Annotated in this window: 20 protein-coding genes; 18 read left to right on the forward strand and 2 right to left on the reverse strand. The window is 43.1% G+C overall.

Features of this window, described 5'->3' with window-relative positions:
- From LCL89_RS15875 to LCL89_RS16895, 7 genes are all read left to right on the forward strand, one after another.
- Positions 1-720 carry a ThuA domain-containing protein gene (locus tag LCL89_RS15875; protein WP_224810887.1) on the forward strand — a complete coding sequence of 240 codons (720 nt, stop codon included), beginning with the start codon at positions 1-3 and terminating at the stop codon, positions 718-720.
- Between the two features lie 14 nt (positions 721-734).
- The gene (locus LCL89_RS15880) at positions 735-1,775 is read left to right on the forward strand and encodes a Gfo/Idh/MocA family protein (RefSeq protein WP_224810888.1); all 1,041 of its coding nucleotides are present in this window, start codon (positions 735-737) and stop codon (positions 1,773-1,775) included.
- Entirely contained in the window at positions 1,772-2,812 is a 1,041-nt protein-coding gene (locus LCL89_RS15885) for a Gfo/Idh/MocA family protein (protein ID WP_224810889.1), read from the forward strand. Before LCL89_RS15880 ends, LCL89_RS15885 begins: the two co-directional genes overlap by 4 nt.
- Positions 2,813-3,388: 576 nt before the next feature.
- Positions 3,389-4,357 (forward strand): sugar phosphate isomerase/epimerase family protein, encoded by a 969-nt coding sequence (locus tag LCL89_RS15890; RefSeq protein WP_224810890.1) that lies wholly within the window; start codon positions 3,389-3,391, stop codon positions 4,355-4,357.
- A 39-nt stretch (positions 4,358-4,396) separates the two neighbouring features.
- A complete protein-coding gene (locus LCL89_RS15895) occupies positions 4,397-5,083 on the forward strand; it encodes a YesL family protein (RefSeq protein ID WP_224810891.1) in 687 nt (228 codons plus the stop codon).
- A gap of 387 nt (positions 5,084-5,470) precedes the next feature.
- Positions 5,471-7,858 (forward strand): immune inhibitor A domain-containing protein, encoded by a 2,388-nt coding sequence (locus LCL89_RS15900; RefSeq protein WP_224810892.1) that lies wholly within the window; start codon positions 5,471-5,473, stop codon positions 7,856-7,858.
- A 526-nt stretch (positions 7,859-8,384) separates the two neighbouring features.
- Positions 8,385-8,693 (forward strand): TIGR04104 family putative zinc finger protein, encoded by a 309-nt coding sequence (locus LCL89_RS16895; RefSeq protein WP_224810893.1) that lies wholly within the window; start codon positions 8,385-8,387, stop codon positions 8,691-8,693.
- A gap of 73 nt (positions 8,694-8,766) precedes the next feature.
- Here the strand turns inward: LCL89_RS16895 and LCL89_RS15910 are convergent, their stop codons facing one another.
- Together LCL89_RS15910 and LCL89_RS15915 are read right to left on the reverse strand one after the other, a co-directional pair.
- Positions 8,767-9,216 carry an NUDIX hydrolase gene (locus tag LCL89_RS15910; RefSeq protein ID WP_224810894.1) on the reverse strand — a complete coding sequence of 150 codons (450 nt, stop codon included), beginning with the start codon at positions 9,214-9,216 and terminating at the stop codon, positions 8,767-8,769.
- A gap of 223 nt (positions 9,217-9,439) precedes the next feature.
- Entirely contained in the window at positions 9,440-11,515 is a 2,076-nt protein-coding gene (locus tag LCL89_RS15915) for a 5'-nucleotidase C-terminal domain-containing protein (protein ID WP_224810895.1), read from the reverse strand.
- Positions 11,516-11,851: 336 nt separating this feature from the next.
- Between LCL89_RS15915 and LCL89_RS15920 the strand changes: the two genes are divergently transcribed.
- The 11 genes from LCL89_RS15920 (at position 11,852) to LCL89_RS15970 (ending at position 23,639) form a co-directional block, all read left to right on the forward strand.
- Positions 11,852-12,796, forward strand: coding sequence for a glycosyltransferase family 2 protein (locus LCL89_RS15920; RefSeq protein WP_224810896.1), 945 nt, complete (start codon positions 11,852-11,854; stop codon positions 12,794-12,796).
- 229 nt (positions 12,797-13,025) lie between these two features.
- Positions 13,026-14,531, forward strand: coding sequence for a DUF6020 family protein (locus tag LCL89_RS15925; protein WP_224810897.1), 1,506 nt, complete (start codon positions 13,026-13,028; stop codon positions 14,529-14,531).
- On the forward strand, positions 14,524-14,874 hold the full coding sequence (locus LCL89_RS15930) for an EamA family transporter (RefSeq protein WP_224810898.1): 351 nt from the start codon (positions 14,524-14,526) through the stop codon (positions 14,872-14,874). The genes LCL89_RS15925 and LCL89_RS15930 overlap by 8 nt, the downstream gene beginning before the upstream one ends.
- A complete protein-coding gene (locus LCL89_RS15935) occupies positions 14,858-15,196 on the forward strand; it encodes an EamA family transporter (protein WP_224810899.1) in 339 nt (112 codons plus the stop codon). The genes LCL89_RS15930 and LCL89_RS15935 overlap by 17 nt, the downstream gene beginning before the upstream one ends.
- 153 nt (positions 15,197-15,349) lie before the next feature.
- Positions 15,350-15,787 carry a hut operon transcriptional regulator HutP gene (gene hutP, locus LCL89_RS15940; RefSeq protein ID WP_197317260.1) on the forward strand — a complete coding sequence of 146 codons (438 nt, stop codon included), beginning with the start codon at positions 15,350-15,352 and terminating at the stop codon, positions 15,785-15,787.
- A gap of 141 nt (positions 15,788-15,928) precedes the next feature.
- Positions 15,929-17,470 carry a histidine ammonia-lyase gene (hutH, locus tag LCL89_RS15945; protein ID WP_224810900.1) on the forward strand — a complete coding sequence of 514 codons (1,542 nt, stop codon included), beginning with the start codon at positions 15,929-15,931 and terminating at the stop codon, positions 17,468-17,470.
- The gene (hutU, locus tag LCL89_RS15950) at positions 17,454-19,109 is read left to right on the forward strand and encodes a urocanate hydratase (protein ID WP_224810901.1); all 1,656 of its coding nucleotides are present in this window, start codon (positions 17,454-17,456) and stop codon (positions 19,107-19,109) included. Before hutH ends, hutU begins: the two co-directional genes overlap by 17 nt.
- A 13-nt stretch (positions 19,110-19,122) precedes the next feature.
- Positions 19,123-20,394: an imidazolonepropionase gene (hutI, locus tag LCL89_RS15955; RefSeq protein ID WP_224810902.1), complete on the forward strand. Its 1,272-nt coding sequence runs from the start codon at positions 19,123-19,125 to the stop codon at positions 20,392-20,394.
- Positions 20,369-21,316 (forward strand): formimidoylglutamase, encoded by a 948-nt coding sequence (gene hutG, locus LCL89_RS15960; RefSeq protein ID WP_224810903.1) that lies wholly within the window; start codon positions 20,369-20,371, stop codon positions 21,314-21,316. The genes hutI and hutG overlap by 26 nt, the downstream gene beginning before the upstream one ends.
- Before the next feature lie 1,160 nt (positions 21,317-22,476).
- Positions 22,477-23,118 (forward strand): YczE/YyaS/YitT family protein, encoded by a 642-nt coding sequence (locus LCL89_RS15965; RefSeq protein WP_224810904.1) that lies wholly within the window; start codon positions 22,477-22,479, stop codon positions 23,116-23,118.
- A gap of 110 nt (positions 23,119-23,228) precedes the next feature.
- Positions 23,229-23,639 (forward strand): hypothetical protein, encoded by a 411-nt coding sequence (locus LCL89_RS15970; RefSeq protein WP_224810905.1) that lies wholly within the window; start codon positions 23,229-23,231, stop codon positions 23,637-23,639.
- The last annotated feature ends 345 nt before the right edge of the window (positions 23,640-23,984 follow it).

The following is a 23,984-nucleotide window of genomic DNA, read 5'->3' on the forward strand; positions in this document are numbered from 1 at the left end:
ATGAATGTAGTAGTGTGGAATGAAAATAGGCACGAAAAAGAAAACCCTGTAGTTGCTGACATTTACCCTGAAGGAATTCATGGAGTCATTGCGGACTTCCTTGGGGAAGACCATGAAAACGTGAGGACAGCTACACTGGATGAAGATGAACACGGTTTGACCGATGAGGTTCTGGATCAAACGGATGTCCTCGTTTGGTGGGGCCACATGGCGCATGAAGAAGTGAGAGAAGACATCGCTGAAAAAGTGAAACAAAGAGTGCTGGACGGGATGGGTCTGGTCGTCTTACATTCGGCACACTTCTCTAAAGTTTTCAAAAAGCTTATGGGGACATCGTGTGACTTGAAATGGCGCGAGGCAGAGGAGAAAGAACGGTTGTGGGTGGTCGATCCAAGTCACCCGATCACAGAAGGAATCGGAGAATACATAGAGCTTGAAAAAGAGGAAATGTACGGGGAACATTTTGACATCCCTACACCCGAAGAACTGATTTTCTTGAGCTGGTTCGAAGGTGGAGAGGTATTCAGAAGTGGAGCCACATTCCGAAGAGGAAAAGGCAAGATTTTTTATTTCCGTCCGGGGCATGAAACGTACCCTACTTATTACAATAAAGAAGTTCAAAAGGTCATCCGGAATGGTGTGAAATGGGTGGACAACCGTCAGACTCCAACCCCTGTCTATGGAAATGCCCAGCCGCTTGAAACGATTACTACGAAATAAGGGAGATGAATCGAATGTCTAAAATGAAAGTTGCCGTCATCGGTTGTGGAAGTATCGCTCAGCACCGTCACTTACCTGAGTATGAAGCCAATGAAGATGTGGTACTGACAGCCGTTTGTGATATTAACGAGGACCGTGTGGATGAAATCAGCAAACAATACGGAGCTAAAGCATATACCGATTATCAATTGTTATTGGAAAAAGAAAATGTGGACGCTGTGAGTGTGTGTCTGCCGAACTATTTACATGCCCCGGTTACAAATGCGGCTTTGAACGCTGGTTGTCACGTCCTCTGTGAAAAGCCGATGGCGACATCGAAAGAAGAAGCCGAGAGTATGATTGCTGCAGCTGAGAAAAACGGGAAGAAACTTATGATCGCTCATAACCAGCGTTTCGTACCATCTCATCAAAAAGCGAAAAAATTGATTGCAGCGGGAGAAATCGGGAAAGTTTACAGTTTCCGCACGGCCTTCGGTCATGGTGGGCCTGAAGGCTGGAGTGTGGATGGAGCAGACAGCTGGTTCTTCAAAAAAGACCAGGCTTTTATCGGCGCTATGGGTGACCTCGGGGTTCATAAAGCAGACTTGCTCCGCTATATCCTTGGTGAGGAATTCGTGAATGTTGCCGGCTTCGTGGAAGGGAATGCAAAAGAAAATAGTACCGTCGATGATAACGCCGTCTGCATCTTACGTTCTGAAAACGGAATAATCGGAACGATGGCCGCGAGCTGGGCTTACAATACAAGTGAAGATAATTCGACCATCATCTATGGTGAAAATGGAACCCTGCGCCTGGAAGATCATCCGCATTACTCGTTAGTAGCGGAGTTCAATAACGGGGATGTCGTCAATTATCAACTCGGCAAAATACAATCCAATGACGAGGGCGGACAATCCAATTCTCATGTCATCGATCATTTTGTAAATGGTGTTTGGAAAAACGGAGAAATCCTGATTACAGGGGAAGAAGGAATGAAGTCCCTTGAAGTCATTCTTGCCGCTGTCCAATCCAGTGAATCAGGTGTGGTGAGCACGAAGGAGAGCGTCAATAAATGAGCAGATTGAAAATGGGAGTGATTGGAGTTGGGGGGATTGCGCAGGACCGGCATATCCCTTCTTTCCAATTGCTTGCCGATAAAGTATCTCTAACCGCTGTTCACGATGTGGACCAATCCAGGGCCGAACGTGCAGCGCGAAAATTTGATATTCCTCATGTAGCGGATGATTACCAGGATTTATTCGAGAAAGTTGATGCCGTCACTGTCTGCACACCGAACAAATTCCATGCAGAAATTGCTATTGCAGCTTTAGAAGCGGGTGTCCACGTCCTTGTCGAAAAGCCGATGGCGATTACGACAGATGAATGTCAGAGAATGATTCAGGCATCAGAAAAAAACGGTGCTTTATTATCGGTTGCCTATCACTACCGCTATACTCCTGAAGCGGAGCTTGCGAAACAAGCAGTCAAAAACAAGGAGATCGGTGATCCTCTTGTAACGCGGGTCCAAGCTATGAGAAGAAGGAAAGTGCCTGGCTGGGGCGTGTTTACCAATAAAGATCTCCAGGGCGGTGGGAGTTTGATCGATTTCGGTTGTCACCTTCTGGACCTTGCCCTTTGGTTATTGGACGATCCAAAACCAGTCGAAGTGATGGGCCGCACATATGACCGTTTAAGCAAAACACCAGGACAAGTCAATGACTGGGGAGCTTTCGATCACGAGTCATTTAATGTAGATGATCATGTGACCAGCTATATTACGTTTGATAACGGACTTTCCATGCAGTTCGAGTGCTCCTGGGCAGCGAATATAAAAGAAGATCATACTACACTAAGCATCTCCGGTGTGGATGGCGGCTTAAGCGTGTACCCGTTTGAACTCTACCAGGCAAAGTACGGAGCACTGTTCGATAGCACGGCGAAAATCAGGGAAGGCGAACCGGATCCTGGACTTTTACAAGCGAAAAACTTCGTAGACAGCTGCCTCGGCGAAGCCAAACTCGTCGTCAAACCCGAACAAGCCCTCAAAGTCACCCGATTGATGGAAGCCATCTATGAAAGCAGTGAAAAAGGGACGAGTATTTCACTTAAGTAACTCTGTTCAAAGTGGATATACTTAAGTTTGAGATTGAGAGAGTTTCCGTTATTATAAATGGATTGCGGAGGTCTGGGAAATCACTCGCTTTCCGTGGGCATGCGTTGAGCCTCCTCAGACTCCGTCTTCCGGGGTCTCATCTGACATGTTTATCCCACAGGAGTCTCCCGATTTCCCAGACCTCCTTTAGTTATTAAGAAGAACGGAAACTTGAGAAATTAATTTTTCCCAACTACTTTAAGGAAATTAAATTTTATAAAGATGAATCTTTCTTTATACCGTTTTTGTGTGGTATCCCTTTGCAGTTGTCTCAATCACAATAGAAAAAGGTCCGTTCGCAACAATAATGTTGGGTGGGATTGGAAACGGCGAGACTCCCGCGGGAGAAGGGGCTAGGCAAGATCCCACAGGGCTTTAGCCCGAGGAAGCTTGCCAGGTCCCCCGCAGGAAAGCGAGTCGTTTCCAAGCCTGCCCTATGACTATTACCGCAACGGACCAGGATTAAATGACCTTACACAACATTGGAAATTTATTTTATGAGTCAGCACTATCATTAAAATGTAAAGGAGAATGAAAATGAAACTTGGAGTATTTACAGTATTATTTTCTGATAAATCGTTTGAAGAAATGCTTGATCATTGCCAGGCATCCGGCTTGAAAGCGGTAGAAATCGGGACAGGTGGATATCCGGGCAATGCTCACTGTGAGGTGGATGAGCTGTTAGAAAGTGAAGAAAAGCGGAATGAGTACTTGGATAAGGTCCACGCACGTGGTCTGACGATCAGTGCTTTCAGCTGTCACGGAAATCCGATTTCCCCGGATGAATCCTTCGCACAAGAATCACATGAAGCTTTTGTGAAAACCGTGAAGCTCGCGAGTTTGATGGGTGTCCCAGTCGTCAACACCTTTTCCGGAACTCCTGGTGGACATGAAAATGATACAGCACCCAACTGGCCTGTAACCCCATGGCCTGAAGAGTACTCCAACATGTTAGAATGGCAGTGGAATGAAAAGTTGATCCCTTATTGGAAAGAACAAGGGAAGTTCGCAGAAGATCACGGTGTTAAAGTCGGACTTGAACTGCATGCCGGTTTCCTCGTCCATACGCCTTATACGATGTTGAAACTTCGCGAAGCGACCTGCGACGCAATCGGTGCCAACTTGGACCCGAGTCATCTGTGGTGGCAGGGAATCGATCCAGTAGCCGCCATTAAAATTCTTGGAAATGCCGATGCCATTCATCATTTCCATGCCAAAGATACATATATCGACCAGGATAATGTGAATATGTATGGACTGACAGATATGCAGCCTTATTCAGCAGTGAAAACGAGAGCATGGAGTTTCCGTTCTGTAGGCTATGGTCACGGTGTTCAGGAATGGTCCAATATCATCAGTGCTTTACGTACGTATGGCTATGACCACGCGATCAGTATTGAACACGAAGATCCGATCATGTCAATCGATGAAGGCTTCAGTCAGGCAGTCAAAAACTTGAAAGCTGTCATGATTGAAGAACCTGCTGCGGAGATGTGGTGGGCATAGAAACGTAAAATCTATTAGTAATGAGGAAAGGTGAGGAGTATGAACCAAACATCAGGAGTTAAAGGGGGTCTATATGCCGTCAGCGAGTGGATCATGCGGTTTTCGCTCGTGAATCTGCAATGGGCGCTATTCAATCTTCCGACAGCATTGATCTTGATAAGTATGTTGAACAGTCAATCTGTTGATGAGGTCTTAATTTTACTGGTTCCACTTATTTTGTTCGTACCCCTCACTTTCTTCCCGGCAACAACGGCAATGTTTGCGAAAGCGAGAGAATGGGTGAGATCTGATCAGGGTGAAATCCCGGACCAAAGTTATTTCTATTACTATAAACAAAATTATAAAACGAGCTTGAAAAGCGGCTTCCTTTTTACAATTCTTTGGATCATCTTAGCAGCAGACATCTACTATTTCTCAAACCATAACGTCTGGATGACAAACCTTTTTCTGATCATGGGTATTATATTGTTTGTCTTCAATCTCACCTATTTCTGTGTGACAGTCCATTATGAGTTGAAAATCAAAGATACGCTGAAACAGAGTCTTTTGCTTACGTTGACGAGTCCTGTCATGTTTTTAGCGATGTTCATCAGTACGGGTATAATATTGTATTTGAGTCTTGCAATCTTTCCGTTGCTGATTCCGATATTCTCGGGAACCATCATTGCTTTTCTATCATTCTCAGCTTTTTATCGTTTGGTATTGAAATTGAATCAAAATCATTAACCTTGAGGATTCTCCTCAAGGTTTTTTTATTTGTTAAAGGTAACTTTAGACGTAGGTTTTTATACCCGTTTCATTGGAGGGACTTCATAGTTCCACCAATGATAATTGTCGTATGTAGGAGTATTTTCATACATATAAGCGATTATAGACATATAGAAGCAGAATAGATTATATATGCTCAAAAAATAAATAAATTAAGCTGAAAAGCCTTTTGACTATATGGAAAAACTTACAAATACCCGATTCAAACAAATCCAAAACATGGATTTAGTAGAAATTTATTATTTTTCTAAAATAGTAAATTTATCATTGATTAATGTGTGAAAATTTTGATAGGTTAGGAATCGAACCAATTTTTTACAAAAAACGGGAAGGGAGACCTATCATTTGAAAAAATATAGTCGAATAATCACCTCTGCACTGGCTCTCACGTTAGCCATTGGACCGATGAGCGCAAGTGCAATGCAAAGCCCGGTGACTTCATCAGAAAAAAATCATAGCTCACACCACGAAGGGGGATCACCTTTTGATTTGGCAATCGCCAATGATGAGCGGCTCATTCAAATGTTGAAAGAGAACGGCACGATAGCGGAGAATGCAACTCCCGAGGAAGCTGATAAGAAGTTGAAAAAGTTTTTGAAGAATAAATCTGAACATGCTCAAAAAGAAAAAAGCGAAATGAATAAAGAAAGAAAGAACAATAAAGAAAAGTTAGAAGAATCCATGAACAAAAACAGCTTGAAAAATGGCAATGGTAACAAGCTTGGCCAATCCAAAAAAGAAAACATAGATTCAGTGGAAGAAGAGAAATGGAATGGGGAGCAGCGTACGGATAAAGTGCTTGTCCTTCTGATTGATTACCCGGATAAGCCTCATAATACGCTATCAAAAGAAGAAACGGATATGTATTATGATGGAGAAAATGCTTATTCACGAGAACACTATCAGGACATGCTGTTCGGGAACGGCGGCTGGACCGGCCCTGATGGGGAAACTTATGTTTCTATGAAGCAATATTATGAAAAACAATCCGGGGGCAGTTATTCTGTGGAAGGTGAAGTAGCCGGATGGTATACAGCAGAAAAACCGGCAGCGGAGTACGGCGGAAACTACCCGACAGAAGACGGAAGTGATGTTGATGCTCGTGGACTGGTAAAAGAAGCCCTTCAAAAAGCTGCCAAAGATCCAAATGTAAATGTTTCTGACTATGACCAATGGGATCGTTATGATTTAGACAAAGACGGCGACTATCTTGAAGCTGATGGTCTTGTCGATCACTTGATGGTCATCCATTCTGGTGTCGGTGAAGAAGCAGGTGGCGGTTCATTAGGATCAGATGCGATTTGGTCTCACCGTTGGAATTTAGAGGGTGTTACTCCTCTCGAAGGCACCAAAGCAGAAGTCCCTTATTGGGGAGGAGAGATGGCAGCTTTTGATTATACGATTGAGCCCGAAGACGGAGCAGTCGGGGTCATGGCTCACGAATTCGGTCATGATTTAGGACTACCGGATGAATATGATACGGGTTATACAGGAGCAGGAGAACCGGTAAGTTACTGGTCAATCATGTCCAGTGGCAGCTGGGCAGGTGAAATTCCTGGTACGATGCCGACAGGATTCAGCCCTTACGCAAAGGAGATGCTGCAATCTTCCGCTGTGATTGATAGTCAAGGGACACAGGGGAACTGGCTGACTGGAACAGAAATTGATGTAGAAGACATCAATGAAGATGGTCATGAGCTGTTATTGGATGAAGCAGTTACAAAGGGTACGAATAATGATGTCGTCAAAGTCAACCTTCCTATAAAAGAAACGGTGATCAATGAGCCGGCCGAAGGGGATACCGAATATTTCTCTCAAAGTGGTGATAACCTTCACACCTATTTGAAGAAGACTGTTGATTTGACGGATGCTTCGAATGCTTCATTCGACTTCAACGCGTGGTACCAGATTGAAAAAGACTGGGATTATGCTTACGTAACCGTTGATGGCGAGCCGATTCCGGGTGAAATTACGACAAATGAAGACCCACATGGTTCTAATCTTGGAAATGGGATTACGGGTACATCGAATGGATGGCAGGATGTTACCTTCGATCTGTCCGATTATGCAGGTGAAAAAGTTGAAGTTGCCATCGAATATGTGACGGATGCAGCGGTTTCTGAACCAGGTTTTTATGCGGATCAGCTTTCTCTTATTGTCGATGGTCAACCACAATGGACGGATGATGCTGAAGGAGAACCGTTGTTCACACTAGACGGCTTCGAAAAGAGTGATGGAATCAAGCGTGCGGAGCATTATTATATGCTGGAATGGAGAAGCCATAATGGCGTGGACCGCGGACTGGATAACATCCGCCGTGGAGACAGTTTGATGACTTTCGATGATGGACTGGTCGTATGGTATGTGGATGAAACGTATTCTGAAAACTGGACAGGCGCACACCCAGGAGAAGGCTTCGTCGGTGTCGTCGATGCAGATCAGCATATCAACAAATGGAGCGATGGTTCTGTTGCTTCTACACGTTTCCAAGTCCATGATGCAGCCTTCAGTTTAGATAAAACGGAAAAGATGCATCTAGACTATACAGATCTATATGGCATAACATTGAAAGATAACTACACAAAACGCACACCACTATTCGATGACAGTGAAAATTACTTGAATGAAGGATTGGTTGATGCCGGCCGTGACATTCCTCAGTATGGAATGAAAGTACGTGTGCTGGGTGAAAGTGACGATGGTACAGTTGGTAAGATCATGCTTTTCAAATAACATAAAAATACAAATCATGACCACTCCAAGCTGATGCGAAATGTTCGGTTTTGGAGTGGGGCATGATACTTATTAAGAGACCAAATCATTATAGATTTGGTCTCTTTTTTTACAAGTTGTCTCAGTTAATGGTGTTGTTAGTCCACCTGGGGGCTGAAACAGCTATTACCGCCCTGAAAAATAGGAAGTACGGAAAAACCATATACCTTGATATAGCGAAGTCCGTTAAACCAATTTAGAAAGAGAGGGAAGGGAAAACGGGGAGACTCCTGCGGGAAAAAGGAACAGGTGAGACCCCGGAAAACGGAGTTTGAGGAGGCTCAGCGTTCCCCGCGGAAAGCGGACTGTTTTCCCTTCCCTCTCACACTCATCTTAAATAAAGGGCCGGGACATCGACAATCCAGGAGGAGTGGCCTTGTAAGAAAGCTTTGCAATATAAACAGCAGAATTAACAATTTATATGTTTGATTCATAAGAATGGTACAAATTTCAAACGTAACTATGAGAGAATGTATGTTAAAGTTCCATGAGAAAGGGTGTTTTTTTGGGTATACAAAAGTGTGAAAACTGCGGTTATCAATTTTCATGGAAAGAAATACAAAAGGCTATACGTTGGACGTATAAACCCCTGGTCTGTGAAAATTGTGGGACCGTTCATGTCATTACAAAAAGAACTTCTTTTATATTCAGCATTTTCTCTGGAGTGGTAGGATTTACAATGGCCATGAACTACCTTCCTACATTGGTCGGAATAGGAGTTATGCTGATAATATTACTATTGGCTATCATTTTCTTTCCTTATGTCGCAAAATATGAAATAGATAACAGTCATTGAGTTCATCAGCTCAACTTAGAAAAACGCTTGAAGAAATACGCTTGAGCGTTTTTTTACATGCAAGAAACTATTCTTATACACTCAAAGCTATGTATCGTTCTATAAATCCCTTATACTCGTCGGTCAATCCTTCAGGAAGATTACTTAGAGGAAAGTATTGTATTTTTATAGATTCATGAACGTCTATCCTCATTTCTCCACTTACATCATGAGTGTAATAAACCGCGGTTGCGGAATATAATTCGTCACCATTTGAAACTTTAAAGTAATAATCGGATCCAGAGAATACGTCCAGTAATTTTAAGTTTTCTACTACTAATCCTGTTTCTTCATACACCTCTCTTTTAGCTGCTTCGATAAAACTTTCACCCAAGTCCATTAAACCGCCCGGCAGTCCCCAGCCTCCATCGTGTCTCTTTTGAAATAACACTTCATTCTGTTCATTCAAGATGATGACGACAGAACCAGGTAAAATAATAGGTTTATGGCCGACATACTGTCTTAAGTATTTATAATACTCCAATGATAATCCTCCCTCTTTACTTGTATCTTATTAAAAATATACGCTTTCTACTAAATTACTGATGTAATCCTTTATCTTCATTTCTAGTAAGGGAAGGAAGCATTCAAATATGAGCGAACTATATTTGAATGCTTCCCAATTCATACAACAATAAAAAAGGACGAAATCATATATGATTTCGTCCCCGGTTTTCTTACATTACTGCAAAACAGCTTTGCGCTTTTTATTCAACGGACTGTAAAAACAAATCCATGACTTTAGCACTTTGTTGACGAGTCGCATCCCCATAAGGTTCAAATGTCGTTTCATCATGACCAGTCATGAAGCCTAAGAAGTAAACGTCCTGAATCGCATCAAGTGCATCTCTGCTTACACCATCAAGGTCTTCAAAAGGCAGATTGTTTGTACCGCCGATTGTTGTATCCATCGCTTTTTCATAGGCGCGTTGAATCATCAATGCCATTTCAAAGCGTTTGACAGCCTGATGAGGGCGGAAAGTATTATCTTCATAACCGAAGACTAAGCCATTTTCATAAGCGGCAGAAATTTCTTTCTGCATGCTTTCACTTGCTTTGCCCAAATCACTGAATGGTGCTTCCTGTGTAGCTTCAAGTTCTAATGTGCGGACAAGAAGAGCAGCCAGCTGCACTCGTGTCAGAGTGTGATGAGGACCGAACATCGTTTCCGACACTCCATTGAAGATACCTTTGCCGTATAAGTCCTCAATATGGTCATATCCCCAGTCACTACGATCCACATCTGTGAATGGGAGAGCAATGTTGACTCGGTTTTCATCCCCAAGTTCAATCGGTGTATTCGCTTTGATATAAGACTTCATGATCTCTTCCAAAGCGTCATATTCATTGACCAGTTCCGTGTCGACGAACATTCCATAATCGTCTCCGCCCGCAGCTAAAAAGTCATTGGTTGCTACAGTGTAGACTTTATCCAATTGAACATCTTCACCTTGGATCATCAAATCTTTCACACGTTGTCCTGCTTCAGCCTTTGGATCAATTGAAAAACTCATCCCAGCTACATGAGGGAAGGCACCTTTAGTGGCAGGGTAATCGCTCACTCCGTGCTCAAGAGCCTCTTTAATTGTTTTTCCAGACATTTTTTTCGTGACCAAGTAGTTTCCGAATGGAGAAACATTGATGATTTCCCCAAGCGTAATTTCACCCGTGTCGATGGAAGCACGGATGCCTCCACCATTCGTGATGGCTACGTCGGCATCGGATTCCGCAAGCATCGCATTCGTGATCAAGTTTCCTAGATTCGTTTCCCCTGTACGGACGTAGTTGCGCTCACCGTTCAGAATGACGTTGGATTTGCCGACGACTTCTGACATGATTTGATCCTGTTCTTTTTTAATCTTATTGATAACCGATTCCGTCTCTGAGTCTTTGACGATATCACTTGCTTCTTCTTTCGTTACGCGGCTTGCTTCTTTGGAAATCAGCTTTTTACTGCTGTCGAATTCCAATTCTACAATGCCAAGGTTCTTTGTATATTCTCCGGCACTGACGATCAAAGTCTCTCCACCATTTTTATTGATGTTGTCGACCGTGTGACTGTGGCCGTCTACAATCAAATCGATCCCGTCTACATTTTCAGCCAATTTAATAGAAGTCTCTGTGCTGGATGCATCTGTTCCAAGGTGGGTAAGAGCGATTACGAGATCGACGTTCTGCGACTGCAATTCTTTGACCATCGCTTTACCTTCTTCGACGATATCCGTAAATGCTAAACCTTCAATGTTTTTAGGATTGGTCTTATAAGTCGTTTCCGGAGTGGTTAGACCGAATACTCCGATTTTCACCCCGTCCACTTCCTGGATGAAGTGAGTAGGGAGCAATTGGTTGTTTGAATCTTGATAACGGACGTTGGCACTGATTACAGGGAACTCTGACAAGTCAGCAAGTTCCAGCAGACGGTCTTGTCCATAGTTGAAGTCGTGGTTACCAGCTGCCATCCCATCGTAATCAAGGTGATTCATGATTTCTACGATACTCTCACCTTTTTCAAGCGTGGCGAAAGGTGTTCCGTGGAACGTATCCCCAGCATCCAACAGCAGCGTGTTCGGATTTTCCGCTTGCTTTTGTTTTGCTAGAGTCGCTAGTTTAGAGAATCCCATTCCATCGTATTTTCCTTCAAATACACGACCGTGTGAATCATTGGTATGTAGGATCGTGATTTTCGTCGTCTTTTCAGCAGCCGAAGTTTCGGCAGCATTGAAACCGCTCATTGCTAAAAGGATGACGAATACCCCAAGTAAACTTTTCTTTAAGAAATGCAAAAGAATTCCTCCCCATATTTTTTAGTCGATTTCCAACCTTTTCTATTATACTTCATGAAAACGATATCAGGAACGAATAATAGTGAAAAACTTACAAATTATCCAAAAAAGATACAACTATTCGACCTTTTTGCCAAGAATTATAGTTTACAGGTAAAGACCTTATCTATAACCTTTAAAGGGCATCGGCCATCTATGATTATTCTCATGGATTAATGTTTTTTTATTAATTGAAGAGGGAAATAGAAGTTTTGTAGAATTATGTAAAATTTTATGTTATATTTTTTAAGTTATCCAGATTATCTAATTTTTAGTATTTTTAAAGGAGTTATGAGAATGAAAATTGCTGTTCTTTTACCTTGTTATAATGAAGAACAAACAATTGGTGCAGTTATAGAAGACTTTAGAAAAGAACTTCCTGACGCTGATATTTATGTCTATGATAATAATTCAAGTGATCGCACTTCAGAAGTTGCAGAAAAACACGGAGCGATTGTACAAAAAGAATTGAGGCAGGGGAAGGGTCATGTAGTCCGTTCCATGTTTCGTGATATAGACGCGGATTATTATGTTATGGCCGATGGTGATCGAACGTATCCTGCAAAATTCGTACATCAATTACTAGAGCCTTTAAAGAATCAAGAGGCTAATATAGTTATTGGGGATCGTTTATCAAATGGTACGTATACGGATGAGAACAAGCGTAAATTTCATAACTTAGGAAATAATCTCGTCCGTAATTTAATTAATTTCTTATATAAAAGCGACCTTAGGGATATAATGACCGGCTATCGCGCTTTTGATAGATTGTTCGTCAAATCGATGCCAGTCATGAGCCCTGGCTTTGAAATAGAAACAGAAATGACTATTCATACTTTGGATAAAAAATTCGTTATTAAAGAAATTCCGATAGAATATAAAGACCGGCCTGAAGGCAGTGAATCCAAGCTGAATACTTTCAGCGATGGGTATAAAGTATTAAATAAGATCTTTACACTATTCAAAGAATATAAGCCTATGATGTTCTTTTCGTTCTGGGCGATCGTGTTTTTAGTATTGGGGTTATTATCTGGTATCCCTGTCATTGTTGAATTCATCAATACAGGGTTAATTACGAAGATACCTTCTGCCATTTTAGCTGTAGGTCTCGTCATCTTATCCGTACTATCATTTGCATGTGGCTTAATATTAGATACAGTAGCAGCAAACTTCAAGAAACAATTTGAATGGGAATTGAACAGAATCAAGCAGGAAATGAAGGAACATCGTTATGAGGCTTAGATATTTACTTTTATTTTCAGCTATAATATCTGTCTTTACGACTTTTGCTTTCATTTCACTGTACCAAGGCGTTCAATCCACTTCATTTGCTGTGATTTTAATGAGTTTAGGATTCTTTTTAATCCTAAACTCATTTGTATTCAAAACTGTAGGTGATAATTGGAGTAGGGTCATTAATTTCCTGAAACAACCAAAGGTAATTGTATTCAGTATTATTTTTTCATTTATCATGATGTGGAGTTTAAAAAGCTCCTCCGAATATTTGTTTGATTACCCTTGGTATATGCTGTTCTACACAATGGTGGTTTCTTATGTAGCTCTTTTAGCATATACGATCATTTTGCTATTTAAGCTGGTGGATTGGTCCGTTCCGTCGGCATACAAAAATGTCCGTAAAACAAGAATTCTTTTGTACTCTGTACTCCCCATCATTGCGTGGTCAATGTATTTGATCGCTTATTACCCGGGAACTATGACTCCGGATTCTTTATCACATTGGGAGCAGATACATACTCATGATTTCAGCAACTGGCATCCCGTTGTTTACACTTGGTACATTATGGGGTTAACATCCATTTGGAAATCACCAGCCATTGTAGCTTTTTCACAAATAATCATTTTAGCCATTTTTGCCGGCTATGCCGGGTATAGTATTGAGAAGCGTGGCATGCCTGTGAAGTGGGTATGGGTAGGGGTTGTTTTATTTTCACTCTATCCATTGAATGGAATTTTTCCTGTAGCAATATGGAAAGATATTTTCTTCAGTGGCTTTCTATTTTTATATACAATACTTATCTTTAACATTGTCTCATCAAGAGGTCGATGGCTTGGTTCAAATAGGAATACAGCAATTTTGATGATTACATCACTAGCTATTTGTCTAATGAGGAGTAATGGACTTCCTATCTTCATAGTGATAGGTATATCTTTATTGTTCGCTTACTTACCGTATTACAAGCGTTTATTAGTTACCCTATTGGTAGTCGGGGCGAGTTACTTCATGATTACCGGTCCTTTCTTTGATTACATGGATGTTACATCTACAAGTCCGAACGAAGCTCTCAGTATCCCAACGCAACAAATTGCACACATCATAAAAGAAGATGGGGAACTGACGACAGATCAAAAGGAATATCTGAATAAAATACTACCACTGGAATTATGGAAGAAGAACTATAATCCGTATTTGACCGATGATATAAAGTTCGATGCACATTATGATCATGAAGTGATATTCAAAGATTTCGGTAAGTATTTATCGACCTGGGCTTCTATAGTTTCTAACAATTTCGGGCTGGCTGTTGAAGCGTATTTGGATCAGACTTCGATCATATGGCAAATCAACCAACCTGAAGATGGTTATACGAGTACTTATGCCAGAAACTTGTATTTATACAATGATTACAACTTAAAGACTAACCCTCTTAACGACACGATATATAAGTTTTATAACGACAATCTAGTAAGAGTGGAAATGTACTTGAAGGAAGTCGTCTTAAGACCAGCTGTGTATACGGGTATCATCCTTTTAACAGTTGCAGCTTTAGCTATCAAAACAGGAGGAAGGTCATTGCTGATCGTTTTACCCGTTCTTTTGAATAGCGGTACGATGCTCCTTGCTACACCTGCTCAGGATTTCAGGTATCAATTTGCAAACGTTCTTACCGCATTCTTTATGGTTGGGATAGTATTCATTAAGTACAATTCAAGTCAAAAGAAGGTTGAACATGAGTAGTTTCAAAAAATCACTAAAAGAAAATAGAATAGGAATAATCCTGATGATACTGGCCTCTCTTCAAACTGCGCTGGGTCAAATGTTTTGGAAAATGTCAGAAGGAGAGATCAACTACTTTCTTTTCATAGGTTTTTTCCTTTATTTCTTAGGGGCTGTTTTAATGATTGTGTCATTTCGGTTCGGGAGCTTATCTGTACTACATCCCCTTTTAAGCATAGGCTATGTATTCGCTTTGTTTTTCGGTTCAGTTATTTTACAAGAGTCCATCACAGAAAGTAATTTACTGGGAACTTTCCTCATTATCGTCGGGGCCGCTCTTATAGGGGGTGGAGATCATCAGTAATTGGTTGTTGGTCATATTAGTTTTTACTCTCTTCGGAGCTGTAGGAGGGTACTTTTTTAAAAAAGCGTCCCAAAATGGCTTCAATGTTAGTCGGTACTTAATTTTGAATCTTGGTCTTGGAGGTTTTTTCTATGGAGTAGGAGCAATATTAAATATAATTACGCTGAATTATTTGCCCTATACCATAGTTTTTCCACTCACTTCCATCACCTATATTTGGACTTTGGTGATTTCTTATTTCTTTTTAAAAGAAGTGATTTCAGTTAAAAAGGTAGTGGGAACGCTATTGATAATTACCGGCTCATTTTTACTCATATTATAAAAAATCGCGACTCTGAATGGGTCGCTTTTTTTGTTTCAATGTTAAATAATCAAGCATCCCTCTGATCAATGGTGTGCCATGTATTGACAGAAATTTAAGAAAACGGTTACAATTTAAGTAGTAATTAGTCAGTAGACGAATGTGGTGAATAGGATGTCTCAGAAAACTCAAATTGGTAAACTTGCGCTTTTGGCCGCAACGCTTTCACCGGATGAACTGGAGCCATTTTCAGAAAAATTGGAAGAGGTTAAGTACTGCATCGGGAAAGCAGGTTCGATGGATACTCAGAAAATCATTGCAGCCGTTGAAACAGCCGCAAAACGGAATGGGTTGATCGCTCAGGATGTTTACAGGGAAACCCATGCCTTATATCATGCCATCTTAGAATCACTTGAAGGAGTGATGCGCGGACAACTGGGTGTCGGCAACATGATGCGGACCGTCGGGCTGCGTTTTTCTATCGTACGGGGAACTCCGTATGACCAAAAGGAAGAAGGAGAATGGATAGCCGTAGCTTTTTACGGAACAATCGGAGCACCGGTCAAAGGCTTGGAACATGAGACATGTGGACTAGGTGTCAATCATATATAAGAAGTAAGTGGCCTACAGTCATAAGTTATGAGGAGGCGACAATGGTATTTCTATGCCATTGTCGCCTCTTTTTTTTAGAAAAAGCCCATGAATTCCTTATGTCAATGCACCTTAACAGAAGGATTAGAAAGGGGGAGGAACATGATTGTATTGAACGGAGGTCAATTGAATTTAGAAGAGATGAAAGAAATCTGTCTGAAACGGGCTTCAATAGCTCTTTCGCCTGAAAGTTTAAGACGGGTCCGTGCCAGTCGGAAAGTCGTCGATGATATCGTCGCTTCCGGACAGACAGTGTATGGAATCAACACAGGCTTTGGAAAATTGAGTGATGTCCGAATCCCTGCTGATGAAGTGGACCTCTTGCAGCTTCACCTCATTCGTTCTCATGCATGCGGTGTCGGTGCAGATTTTTCTGAAACGATCAGCAGAGCGATGGTCGTATTACGACTGAATGCCTTACTGAAAGGAGTTTCCGGTGTCCGCGAAATCATCGTTGAACGGCTCCGTGATCTGGTCAATTCAGGAATCCATCCGAGGGTTCCCTGCCAGGGGTCGCTTGGAGCGAGCGGTGATTTAGCTCCATTGTCTCATTTAGCTTTGGTACTGATCGGAGAAGGAGAAGTGTATTACAAAGGAGAAATTCAAAAGACAGAAGACGTTTATCGACAGCTCGATATCGAACCGATTCAGCTGAAGGCGAAAGAAGGCCTTGCCCTCATTAATGGAACCCAGGCGATGACCGCTGTCGGGGTCATCAATTACCTCGAAGCAGAACAGCTTGCATTGATCAGCGATTGGACGGCTTCCATGACTCTGGAATCGTTAGAAGCCATCATAGATGCTTTTCACCCTGCGATTCATGAAGCACGAGGTTATCCTGAACAAGTCGAAGTCGCTGAAAGAATCCGGACGATTACCAACGGGAGTCGTCTGCTTACCCACCAAGGAGAAAAAAGGGTCCAGGATGCCTACTCGATCAGGTGCATCCCGCAGGTGCATGGAGCTACGTGGCAGTGCCTCGGTTACGTTCGTGAAAAGCTGGAAATAGAAATGAACGCAGCTACGGATAATCCGTTGATTTTGGAAGACGGGAACATCGTCGTCTCTGGAGGAAATTTTCATGGTCAGCCGGTAGCTTTAGCGATGGATTTCTTAAAGATCGGCATCAGTGAACTTGCCAACATTTCTGAACGGCGGATCGAGCGGATGGTCAACCCGCAGTTGAATGATCTCCCGGCTTTCTTGAGTGTCGACCCAGGGGTACAGTCGGGCACGATGATCATGCAGTATGCGGCTGCCTCTCTTGTGTCCGAAAATAAAACACTCGCTCACCCGGCAAGCGTAGATTCCATTCCTTCTTCAGCCAATCAGGAAGATCATGTCAGTATGGGTACGATCGGTGCTCGTCATGCAGCCAATATTTTGGATAACGCTTATAGGGTGCTTGCGATCGAGTTGATCTGCGCGCTGCAGGCACTGGAATATCGAGGTCTTGATAGATCTTCTCCTGCAACCAAAGAATTATGGAAAGCCGCGCGGACGGTCGTCCCGAGTATTACAGAAGATCGTATCTTTTCCTACGATATTGAAAAAATGACCGCATGGTTGAAAAGCGATCATTTTCCATGGAACAGGTGGAACTCAATCACTAAAGGAGGAAATGAACATGTCGATTACGCGTAATGTAAAAGCGAGTACGGGTACACAATTGGAGTGTCGTGGCTGGGAACAAGAAGCTGTACTTCGTATGCTTTGCAATAATCTCGACCCTGAGGTTGCCGAGAAACCTGAAGATTTAGTGGTGTATGGAGGGATCGGAAAAGCCGCTCGGAACTGGGAAGCTTTTGATGCGCTTGTCTCTACGCTCAAACGACTAGAAAAAGATGAAACGATGCTCGTCCAATCAGGAAAGCCGGTCGGCGTGTTTAAAACCCACGAGGCTGCCCCGAGAGTGTTGTTATCAAACTCCGTCCTTGTACCGAAATGGGCCGACTGGAAGCATTTCCACGAACTGGACCGTAAAGGCTTGATGATGTATGGCCAAATGACAGCGGGAAGCTGGATCTATATTGGTTCACAAGGGATTTTGCAGGGAACTTATGAAACGTTTGCGGCTCTTGCAGAAGAACATTTCGGAAAATCCTTGAAAGGGACTCTCACCCTTACGGCAGGACTCGGTGGAATGGGAGGAGCTCAGCCGTTAGCTGTGACGATGAATGAAGGAGTCGTCATAGCCGTAGAGGTGGACAAAGAACGAATCGAGAAGCGGATTCAGTCCGGTTATTGTGACCGAATGACAGAATCTCTGGACGAAGCTATCGGATGGGCGAAAGAGGCGAAACATAAAGGTCACGCTTTGTCGATCGGTTTAGTGGGGAACGCGGCTGAAATCCATGACCGGATTTTAAATGCGGACGTAGAGATTGATATCGTGACCGATCAAACGTCCGCCCATGATCCGTTGAATGGTTATGTTCCGGTGGGGTATTCTTTATCAGAAGCAGATGAACTGAGAAGAAATGATCCTGATCAATACGTCCAGCTTGCTTCACGTTCTATGGCAAAACACGTAGAAGCGATGCTCGCGTTCCAGCAAAAAGGGGCAGTGGTGTTCGATTACGGCAACAATATCCGGCAGGTGGCAAAGGATGAAGGCGTAAAACATGCGTTTGACTTCCCTGGATTCGTTCCTGCTTACATTCGTCCATTGTTCTGCGAAGGGAAAGGCCCTTTCAGATGGGCGGCCTTATCCGGCGATCCAGAAGATATTTATCGGACGGATCGACTGATCAAAGAGCTTTTTCCTGATAATGAAAAGTTGATTAGATGGATTGATATGGCACAGGAAAAAGTTCAATTTCAAGGACTGCCTTCCCGTATTTGCTGGCTCGGATACGGAGAGCGGGCGAAGATGGGCGTCGCCATTAACGAATTAGTGAAAAAAGGAGAACTCAAGGCTCCTGTCGTCATCGGAAGGGATCATTTGGACTGCGGGTCTGTCGCTTCTCCCAACCGGGAAACAGAAGCGATGAAAGATGGAAGTGACGCCGTAGGAGACTGGGCTGTATTGAATGCGATGCTCAATACAGCAGCGGGTGGTTCATGGATTTCGTTCCATCACGGCGGAGGAGTAGGAATGGGGTATTCGCTTCACGCCGGAATGGTGGTCGTCGCAGACGGAACGGATCTGGCCAAAGAAAGGCTGGAGCGGGTGTTGACCACAGACCCTGGAATGGGCATCATCCGTCATGCTGATGCAGGATATGAAAAAGCGGAAGCTATGGCAGAAACGCATAACATTGATATTCCAATGAATAAATAGGAGGTTTTGTTTCATGATTTACGATACGCTCATAAACCGGATCGGACAGCTTTTACTACCTGCAGAAGGGCCTTTGAAAGGGGAGGACATGAAACAGCTCGTCGTTCTTGAAGATGCAGCGATTGCAATCAAGGACGGGAAAGTGGCCTGGATCGGTCAAAATGAAAAAGCGGCTCAAATGGAAGCCAGGCAGGTGATTGATGCCATGGGCCGGGTCGTATCCCCTGGACTCGTCGATCCACATACACATCTGGTCTTTGGTGGTTCCCGGGAAGGAGAGCTTGCGATGAAGCAGGCGGGCGTCCCTTACCTTGAGATTTTAAAACAAGGTGGAGGAATTCTTTCCACCGTCAAAGCGACACGGGCGACCTCCGAAGAAGGATTATTGAAAAAAGCGAAATTCTTCTTAAACCGGATGGCTTCTCATGGGGTGACGACTTTAGAAGCCAAAAGCGGGTATGGACTCGATCGGGAGACGGAACTGAAGCAGTTAAGGGTTGTTTCCCGTCTGAAAGAGGAAGGAGCATTGGATATTGTCTCTACATTTCTCGGCCCTCATGCCCTTCCACCTGAATATAAAGACAGGCCCGATGAATTTTTAAGTGAAATGATCGGGATGCTGGATGATGTTGTTCGAGATGATTTAGCCAGCTGTGCGGACATCTTTTGTGAAACGGGCGTTTTCACAGTAGAACAATCTCGGCGGTTCATGAAAGCGTGTCTGGAACTGGGACTCGATGTAAAAATTCACGCCGATGAAATTGACTCCCTGGGTGGAACAGAGCTCGCCGTAGAAATGGGCGCTATTTCTGCTGATCACCTTGTCGCTGCCTCTGATGAAGGAATACAGGCGCTGGCAGATTCATCAACGATCGCCGTCCTTTTACCGGGAACAACTTTTTACCTCGGGAAAGATGAATATGCCAAGGCGCGGGCGATGATTGACAGCGGAGCGGCTGTTTCATTAGCCACAGACTTCAATCCGGGGAGTTGTGTGACAGAAAACCTGCAGATGATTATGTCGCTTGCAGGATTAAAATTGAAAATGACACCAGAAGAAATTTGGAACGCGGTCACCGTCAATGCCGCCTGTGCGATTGGTAAAGGAGAAGATGCCGGACGTCTGGAAGTCGGGAAAGATGCAGATCTTGTTTTATGGGATGTTCCGAACTATTCCTACATTCCTTATCATTATGGGGTGAACCATGCGAATCTCGTCATGAAGAGGGGCGAGAAGATCTGGGAGCGGGGGGATGCTCATGTCTTTTCAGTTCCTCAATCCTAAAGGCGATGCCCGGTTCAAGGATCGTCATACGACCAAAGTAGATGAGACGCGCCTCGTATATGAAGAAGGGATGGAAGCAGACATCGGAGTCATCGGCCTTCCATCATCCAAATCTTCCATTTCTATGTCATTGGCAGCTGAAGCACCGAAAACGATTCGCGCGGCTCTACGTTCCTTCAGTACGTATTCAGGAGAGAAAAATCACGATTTTGCTGATGTCCTCTGGCTTGACTTCGGGGATGTTGAAGTTCATCCGACAGACTTGAAGCAAACCTTACAGCGGTTGAACCAAAGCGTCTCAGAAATGCTGGACACCAATTCGTGTGACCGATATATCATGCTTGGAGGCGATCATGGAGTAAGTTTCCCATCCATATCGGCGTTTCATAAAAAATACGGACGGATCGGTGTCATTCAATGGGATGCTCACCATGACCTGAGGAACTTGGAAGATGGTGGACGCACAAATGGAACTCCTTTTCGAAGTTTAATAGAATCCGGAGTATTACTTGGAAAGGATCTTGTCCAAGTAGGAATCCGGGATTATTCGAACGCCAAAGCTTATTCAGACTATGCGAAAGAAAAAGGGGTGAAGGTATATTCGATGGGGGATGTAGATCTACTTGGTGCAAATTCAATCGTCTCAGATGAAGTCAAACGTTTGAGTGAGCATGTAGATATGATCTATTTATCTGTCGATATGGATGCAGTCGACCAGGCATTCGCCCCTGGCTGCCCGGCGGTCGGTCCCGGCGGATTGACCAGCCGCGAATTATTGGCGAGTGTCGCTCAAGCAGCCGCTCATCCGAAAGTGAAAGCGATGGATATTGTAGAAGTCGATCCGTCCAAAGATGTCCGGGATATTACGAGCCGGCTGGCTGCTCATGTGATGATGAGGTTCATGTATGAAGGATCCCTCTGAGCGGAATTTTTGTTATTTTGTTGATAGATTGTCCAGAGGTGAACTTGAGAACTAGATAAATGGATTTTTATGTATTTTGAAAACGGCAGGATCAGCCAAGATGAATGAATAAAGGAATAGACCCTCCATCTTTCGAGTCTATAGCCCTGTAATAAATTGCTGAAAATACAACGTAGGTCTTCATTAAGCTCCTGACTATTGCCTTACATACGTCAGGAGCTTTTTATGAGAAAATGTAGTTTAACCCGCTGATGTTATAAAAGGTGAAGAATGCGGGTACACTACAAGTAGGTAGCAAGATATTAAAAGAATGGAGGGCATCGTCATGTTTAAGGAAGACGATTTCTTGACAGGGTTGAGATGGTCCTTACTTCTAAGCATTCCTCTCTGGTGTTCATTCTTCGGCTGGATTAAAATTATCAAAGGTGTCATCCACTAACGTTCACCAACATAAATAAAAGTACAACGACCACCTCGGGCTTAAAGCCTGAGGTGGTTTTTTATCTTCAAAAAGTAAGCGCATCTTACAGCGTATATTAATAAAAATATTTTCCTCAAAGGCGGGGGCGTTTCGAAAAAAGTCAGGGCTGGCTTGGAAACGACTCCCTTTCCTGCGGGGGAACCGGCAAGCTTCCTCGGGCTATCGCCCTGTGGGATCTCGCCCAGTCCCTTCTCCCGCGGGAGTCTCGCCGTTTCCAAGCCAGCCCATAGGTATAAAATGAACGCCCCTTCCTATTAGTAAAATTGAGAGTTTACAGTCATGGAATGTCATTGTTAATAATAATCATGTGTAATTTCATAAGGATTATAAGTACATAATTTTATGACGATTCTCCTTCATTATGTGTTTTTTTTCCTCTGAAAATTGAGAGCTATATCCCCCTGGAAAGCGAGTGACATTCCTGACCTCCCATTTCTAACAACAGAAGTAGATATACCGTTCTCATGAAATTCTTTCTAAAATAAGCTGGTTTTAACATCGGCTATAGCCCAGTGCTGGCAAGGAGTATAGCGATTTGTTAACTGAATATTAAAATTTCATTTCATTGAGTATTTTATGATTGACGCGTAAAACAATCGCTAATAGAATGTGGTCACGAATTCGAAATTGGTGACAAAAGTCACCGATGAAATTTATGGAAAGAAGGGAGGAGTTCGTCATGCTTTATCGTTCATTCGTTTATCTGCTTGGAATGTTCATCAACTTTTTTGGAGTAGCTTTGTTGATCAACGCCACTTTAGGTGCAGGTTTCTGGACAGCTTTCTTCATCGGAGTATCTGATAAACTCGGCTTTACCGTCGGTTTCTGGTATGGAGCGTTCCAACTGATCATCATTTTAATTAACGCTAAACTCATGAAGCAACTTCCAGAATATCGAGCCGTATTACCCGTGTTTTTAGAAAGCCTGATTTTAGACTTTTGGCTGGAAATCGTATTCGCTAACGTGGACCTTTCCACAGCACCTTTTGTACTCCAAGTCGCAGCATTGCTGGCAGGAGTAGCGATTATAGGGCTGGGGGTAGCCATTTACATTCTGCCTCAATTCCCGCGTGCCCCAGTCGATCAACTGTTCCTTGCAGTAAGTGCCCGTTTCAATATGAGCATCCAGGCAGGTCAAACGACAGTAGCGGTAATTATGACAGCTCTTGCCCTGTTGATCGGTGGACCGGTCGGAATAGGAACGCTTGCGCCGATGCTTTTCTTAGGTCCTGTCATCCAACTTTGTTATACACGAGCTTATCCGGTTTATTATAAATTCCACAGGAAAGCTGCGGAACTCGACCAGGCAGGCTATATTTAAGACTTTCTCTCATGAGAAAGTCTCTTTTTTTATGTTCTCTCTCATTTATTTATGGTAGAGTAACTGAATATATAAGTTTTATAGAACGTTAAAGGGGAATGAGAAATTAAATGAGAGAAGTCATATTGCTTTTAGCTGAACTTGTGAATGTGTGGCATGATGTATTAATGGAAGTCACTCAGGCGCTTGGCTGGAACCTGACAGATAAAGACCTTCACTTCTGGGTCATAGGAATACTAGGGATCTTCGGCTTGTTATTTGTTGACGTCCTGTTCCATTACCTGGCTAAGTTGAGCATTACGGCGATTTCCTTTCTCTTCGCATTCACGATGATGCTCGTGTTTGTCTTCGCGGTTGAGATCCAACAAAAAGTCACCGGAAGAGGGAATATGGAATTTGCCGATGCTGTGGCGAGTATTTATGGGTTTTTAGCCTTTTGTTCCGTTTATATTCTTATCCGCCTGGGCATTTATGGAGTGAAGATTTTCAAGCAGAAACGTGCCCAAGACACATCAGCATAAGCTGGTGTGTTTTTTGTTAAAGGCTCTGTTAAAGTTGATTGTTGATATTTAGTCTTCAAAATAAGGACATAATAGTTTAAGAGTTTATATCGATGTGAGCGGAGAGGCTGCGGGGAATCACTCGCTTTCCGCGGGAGCGCGGTGAGCCTCCTGATATGAACGAAACTGTCAAATTCCTCTACTTCCCGTAGGTATTGGGTTGGTTTTAGCCGATTTTAAGAAGAGAAGCGTTTTTCGGCCTCCTTACCAGTCTTGATATAGAGCCTGCTGGCTAAAGTGTCTCCTTCTTTCGCTTGTTGACTTCTTCTCATGGGTTGGCAAGAGGGTCAAGTGCTTTCCTTGAGG

Origin of the sequence: Halobacillus yeomjeoni, from assembly GCF_020171525.1 — a bacterium.
In the GTDB taxonomy this organism is placed as follows: domain Bacteria; phylum Bacillota; class Bacilli; order Bacillales; family Halobacillaceae; genus Halobacillus; species Halobacillus yeomjeoni.

Excerpts from the sequence above, each read along its gene's own strand:
- LCL89_RS15875 (WP_224810887.1), top strand. The coding sequence starts at position 1 with ATGAATGTAGTAGTGTGGAATGAAAATAGGCACGAAAAAGAAAACCCT.
- LCL89_RS15880 (WP_224810888.1), top strand. The coding sequence starts at position 735 with ATGTCTAAAATGAAAGTTGCCGTCATCGGTTGTGGAAGTATCGCTCAG.
- LCL89_RS15885 (WP_224810889.1), top strand. The coding sequence starts at position 1,772 with ATGAGCAGATTGAAAATGGGAGTGATTGGAGTTGGGGGGATTGCGCAG.
- LCL89_RS15890 (WP_224810890.1), top strand. The coding sequence starts at position 3,389 with ATGAAACTTGGAGTATTTACAGTATTATTTTCTGATAAATCGTTTGAA.
- LCL89_RS15895 (WP_224810891.1), top strand. The coding sequence starts at position 4,397 with ATGAACCAAACATCAGGAGTTAAAGGGGGTCTATATGCCGTCAGCGAG.
- LCL89_RS16895 (WP_224810893.1), top strand. The coding sequence starts at position 8,385 with ATGAGAAAGGGTGTTTTTTTGGGTATACAAAAGTGTGAAAACTGCGGT.
- LCL89_RS15920 (WP_224810896.1), top strand. The coding sequence starts at position 11,852 with ATGAAAATTGCTGTTCTTTTACCTTGTTATAATGAAGAACAAACAATT.
- LCL89_RS15925 (WP_224810897.1), top strand. The coding sequence starts at position 13,026 with ATGATGTGGAGTTTAAAAAGCTCCTCCGAATATTTGTTTGATTACCCT.
- LCL89_RS15930 (WP_224810898.1), top strand. The coding sequence starts at position 14,524 with ATGAGTAGTTTCAAAAAATCACTAAAAGAAAATAGAATAGGAATAATC.
- hutP (WP_197317260.1), top strand. The coding sequence starts at position 15,350 with ATGTCTCAGAAAACTCAAATTGGTAAACTTGCGCTTTTGGCCGCAACG.
- hutH (WP_224810900.1), top strand. The coding sequence starts at position 15,929 with ATGATTGTATTGAACGGAGGTCAATTGAATTTAGAAGAGATGAAAGAA.
- hutU (WP_224810901.1), top strand. The coding sequence starts at position 17,454 with ATGTCGATTACGCGTAATGTAAAAGCGAGTACGGGTACACAATTGGAG.
- hutI (WP_224810902.1), top strand. The coding sequence starts at position 19,123 with ATGATTTACGATACGCTCATAAACCGGATCGGACAGCTTTTACTACCT.
- hutG (WP_224810903.1), top strand. The coding sequence starts at position 20,369 with ATGTCTTTTCAGTTCCTCAATCCTAAAGGCGATGCCCGGTTCAAGGAT.
- LCL89_RS15965 (WP_224810904.1), top strand. The coding sequence starts at position 22,477 with ATGCTTTATCGTTCATTCGTTTATCTGCTTGGAATGTTCATCAACTTT.
- LCL89_RS15970 (WP_224810905.1), top strand. The coding sequence starts at position 23,229 with ATGAGAGAAGTCATATTGCTTTTAGCTGAACTTGTGAATGTGTGGCAT.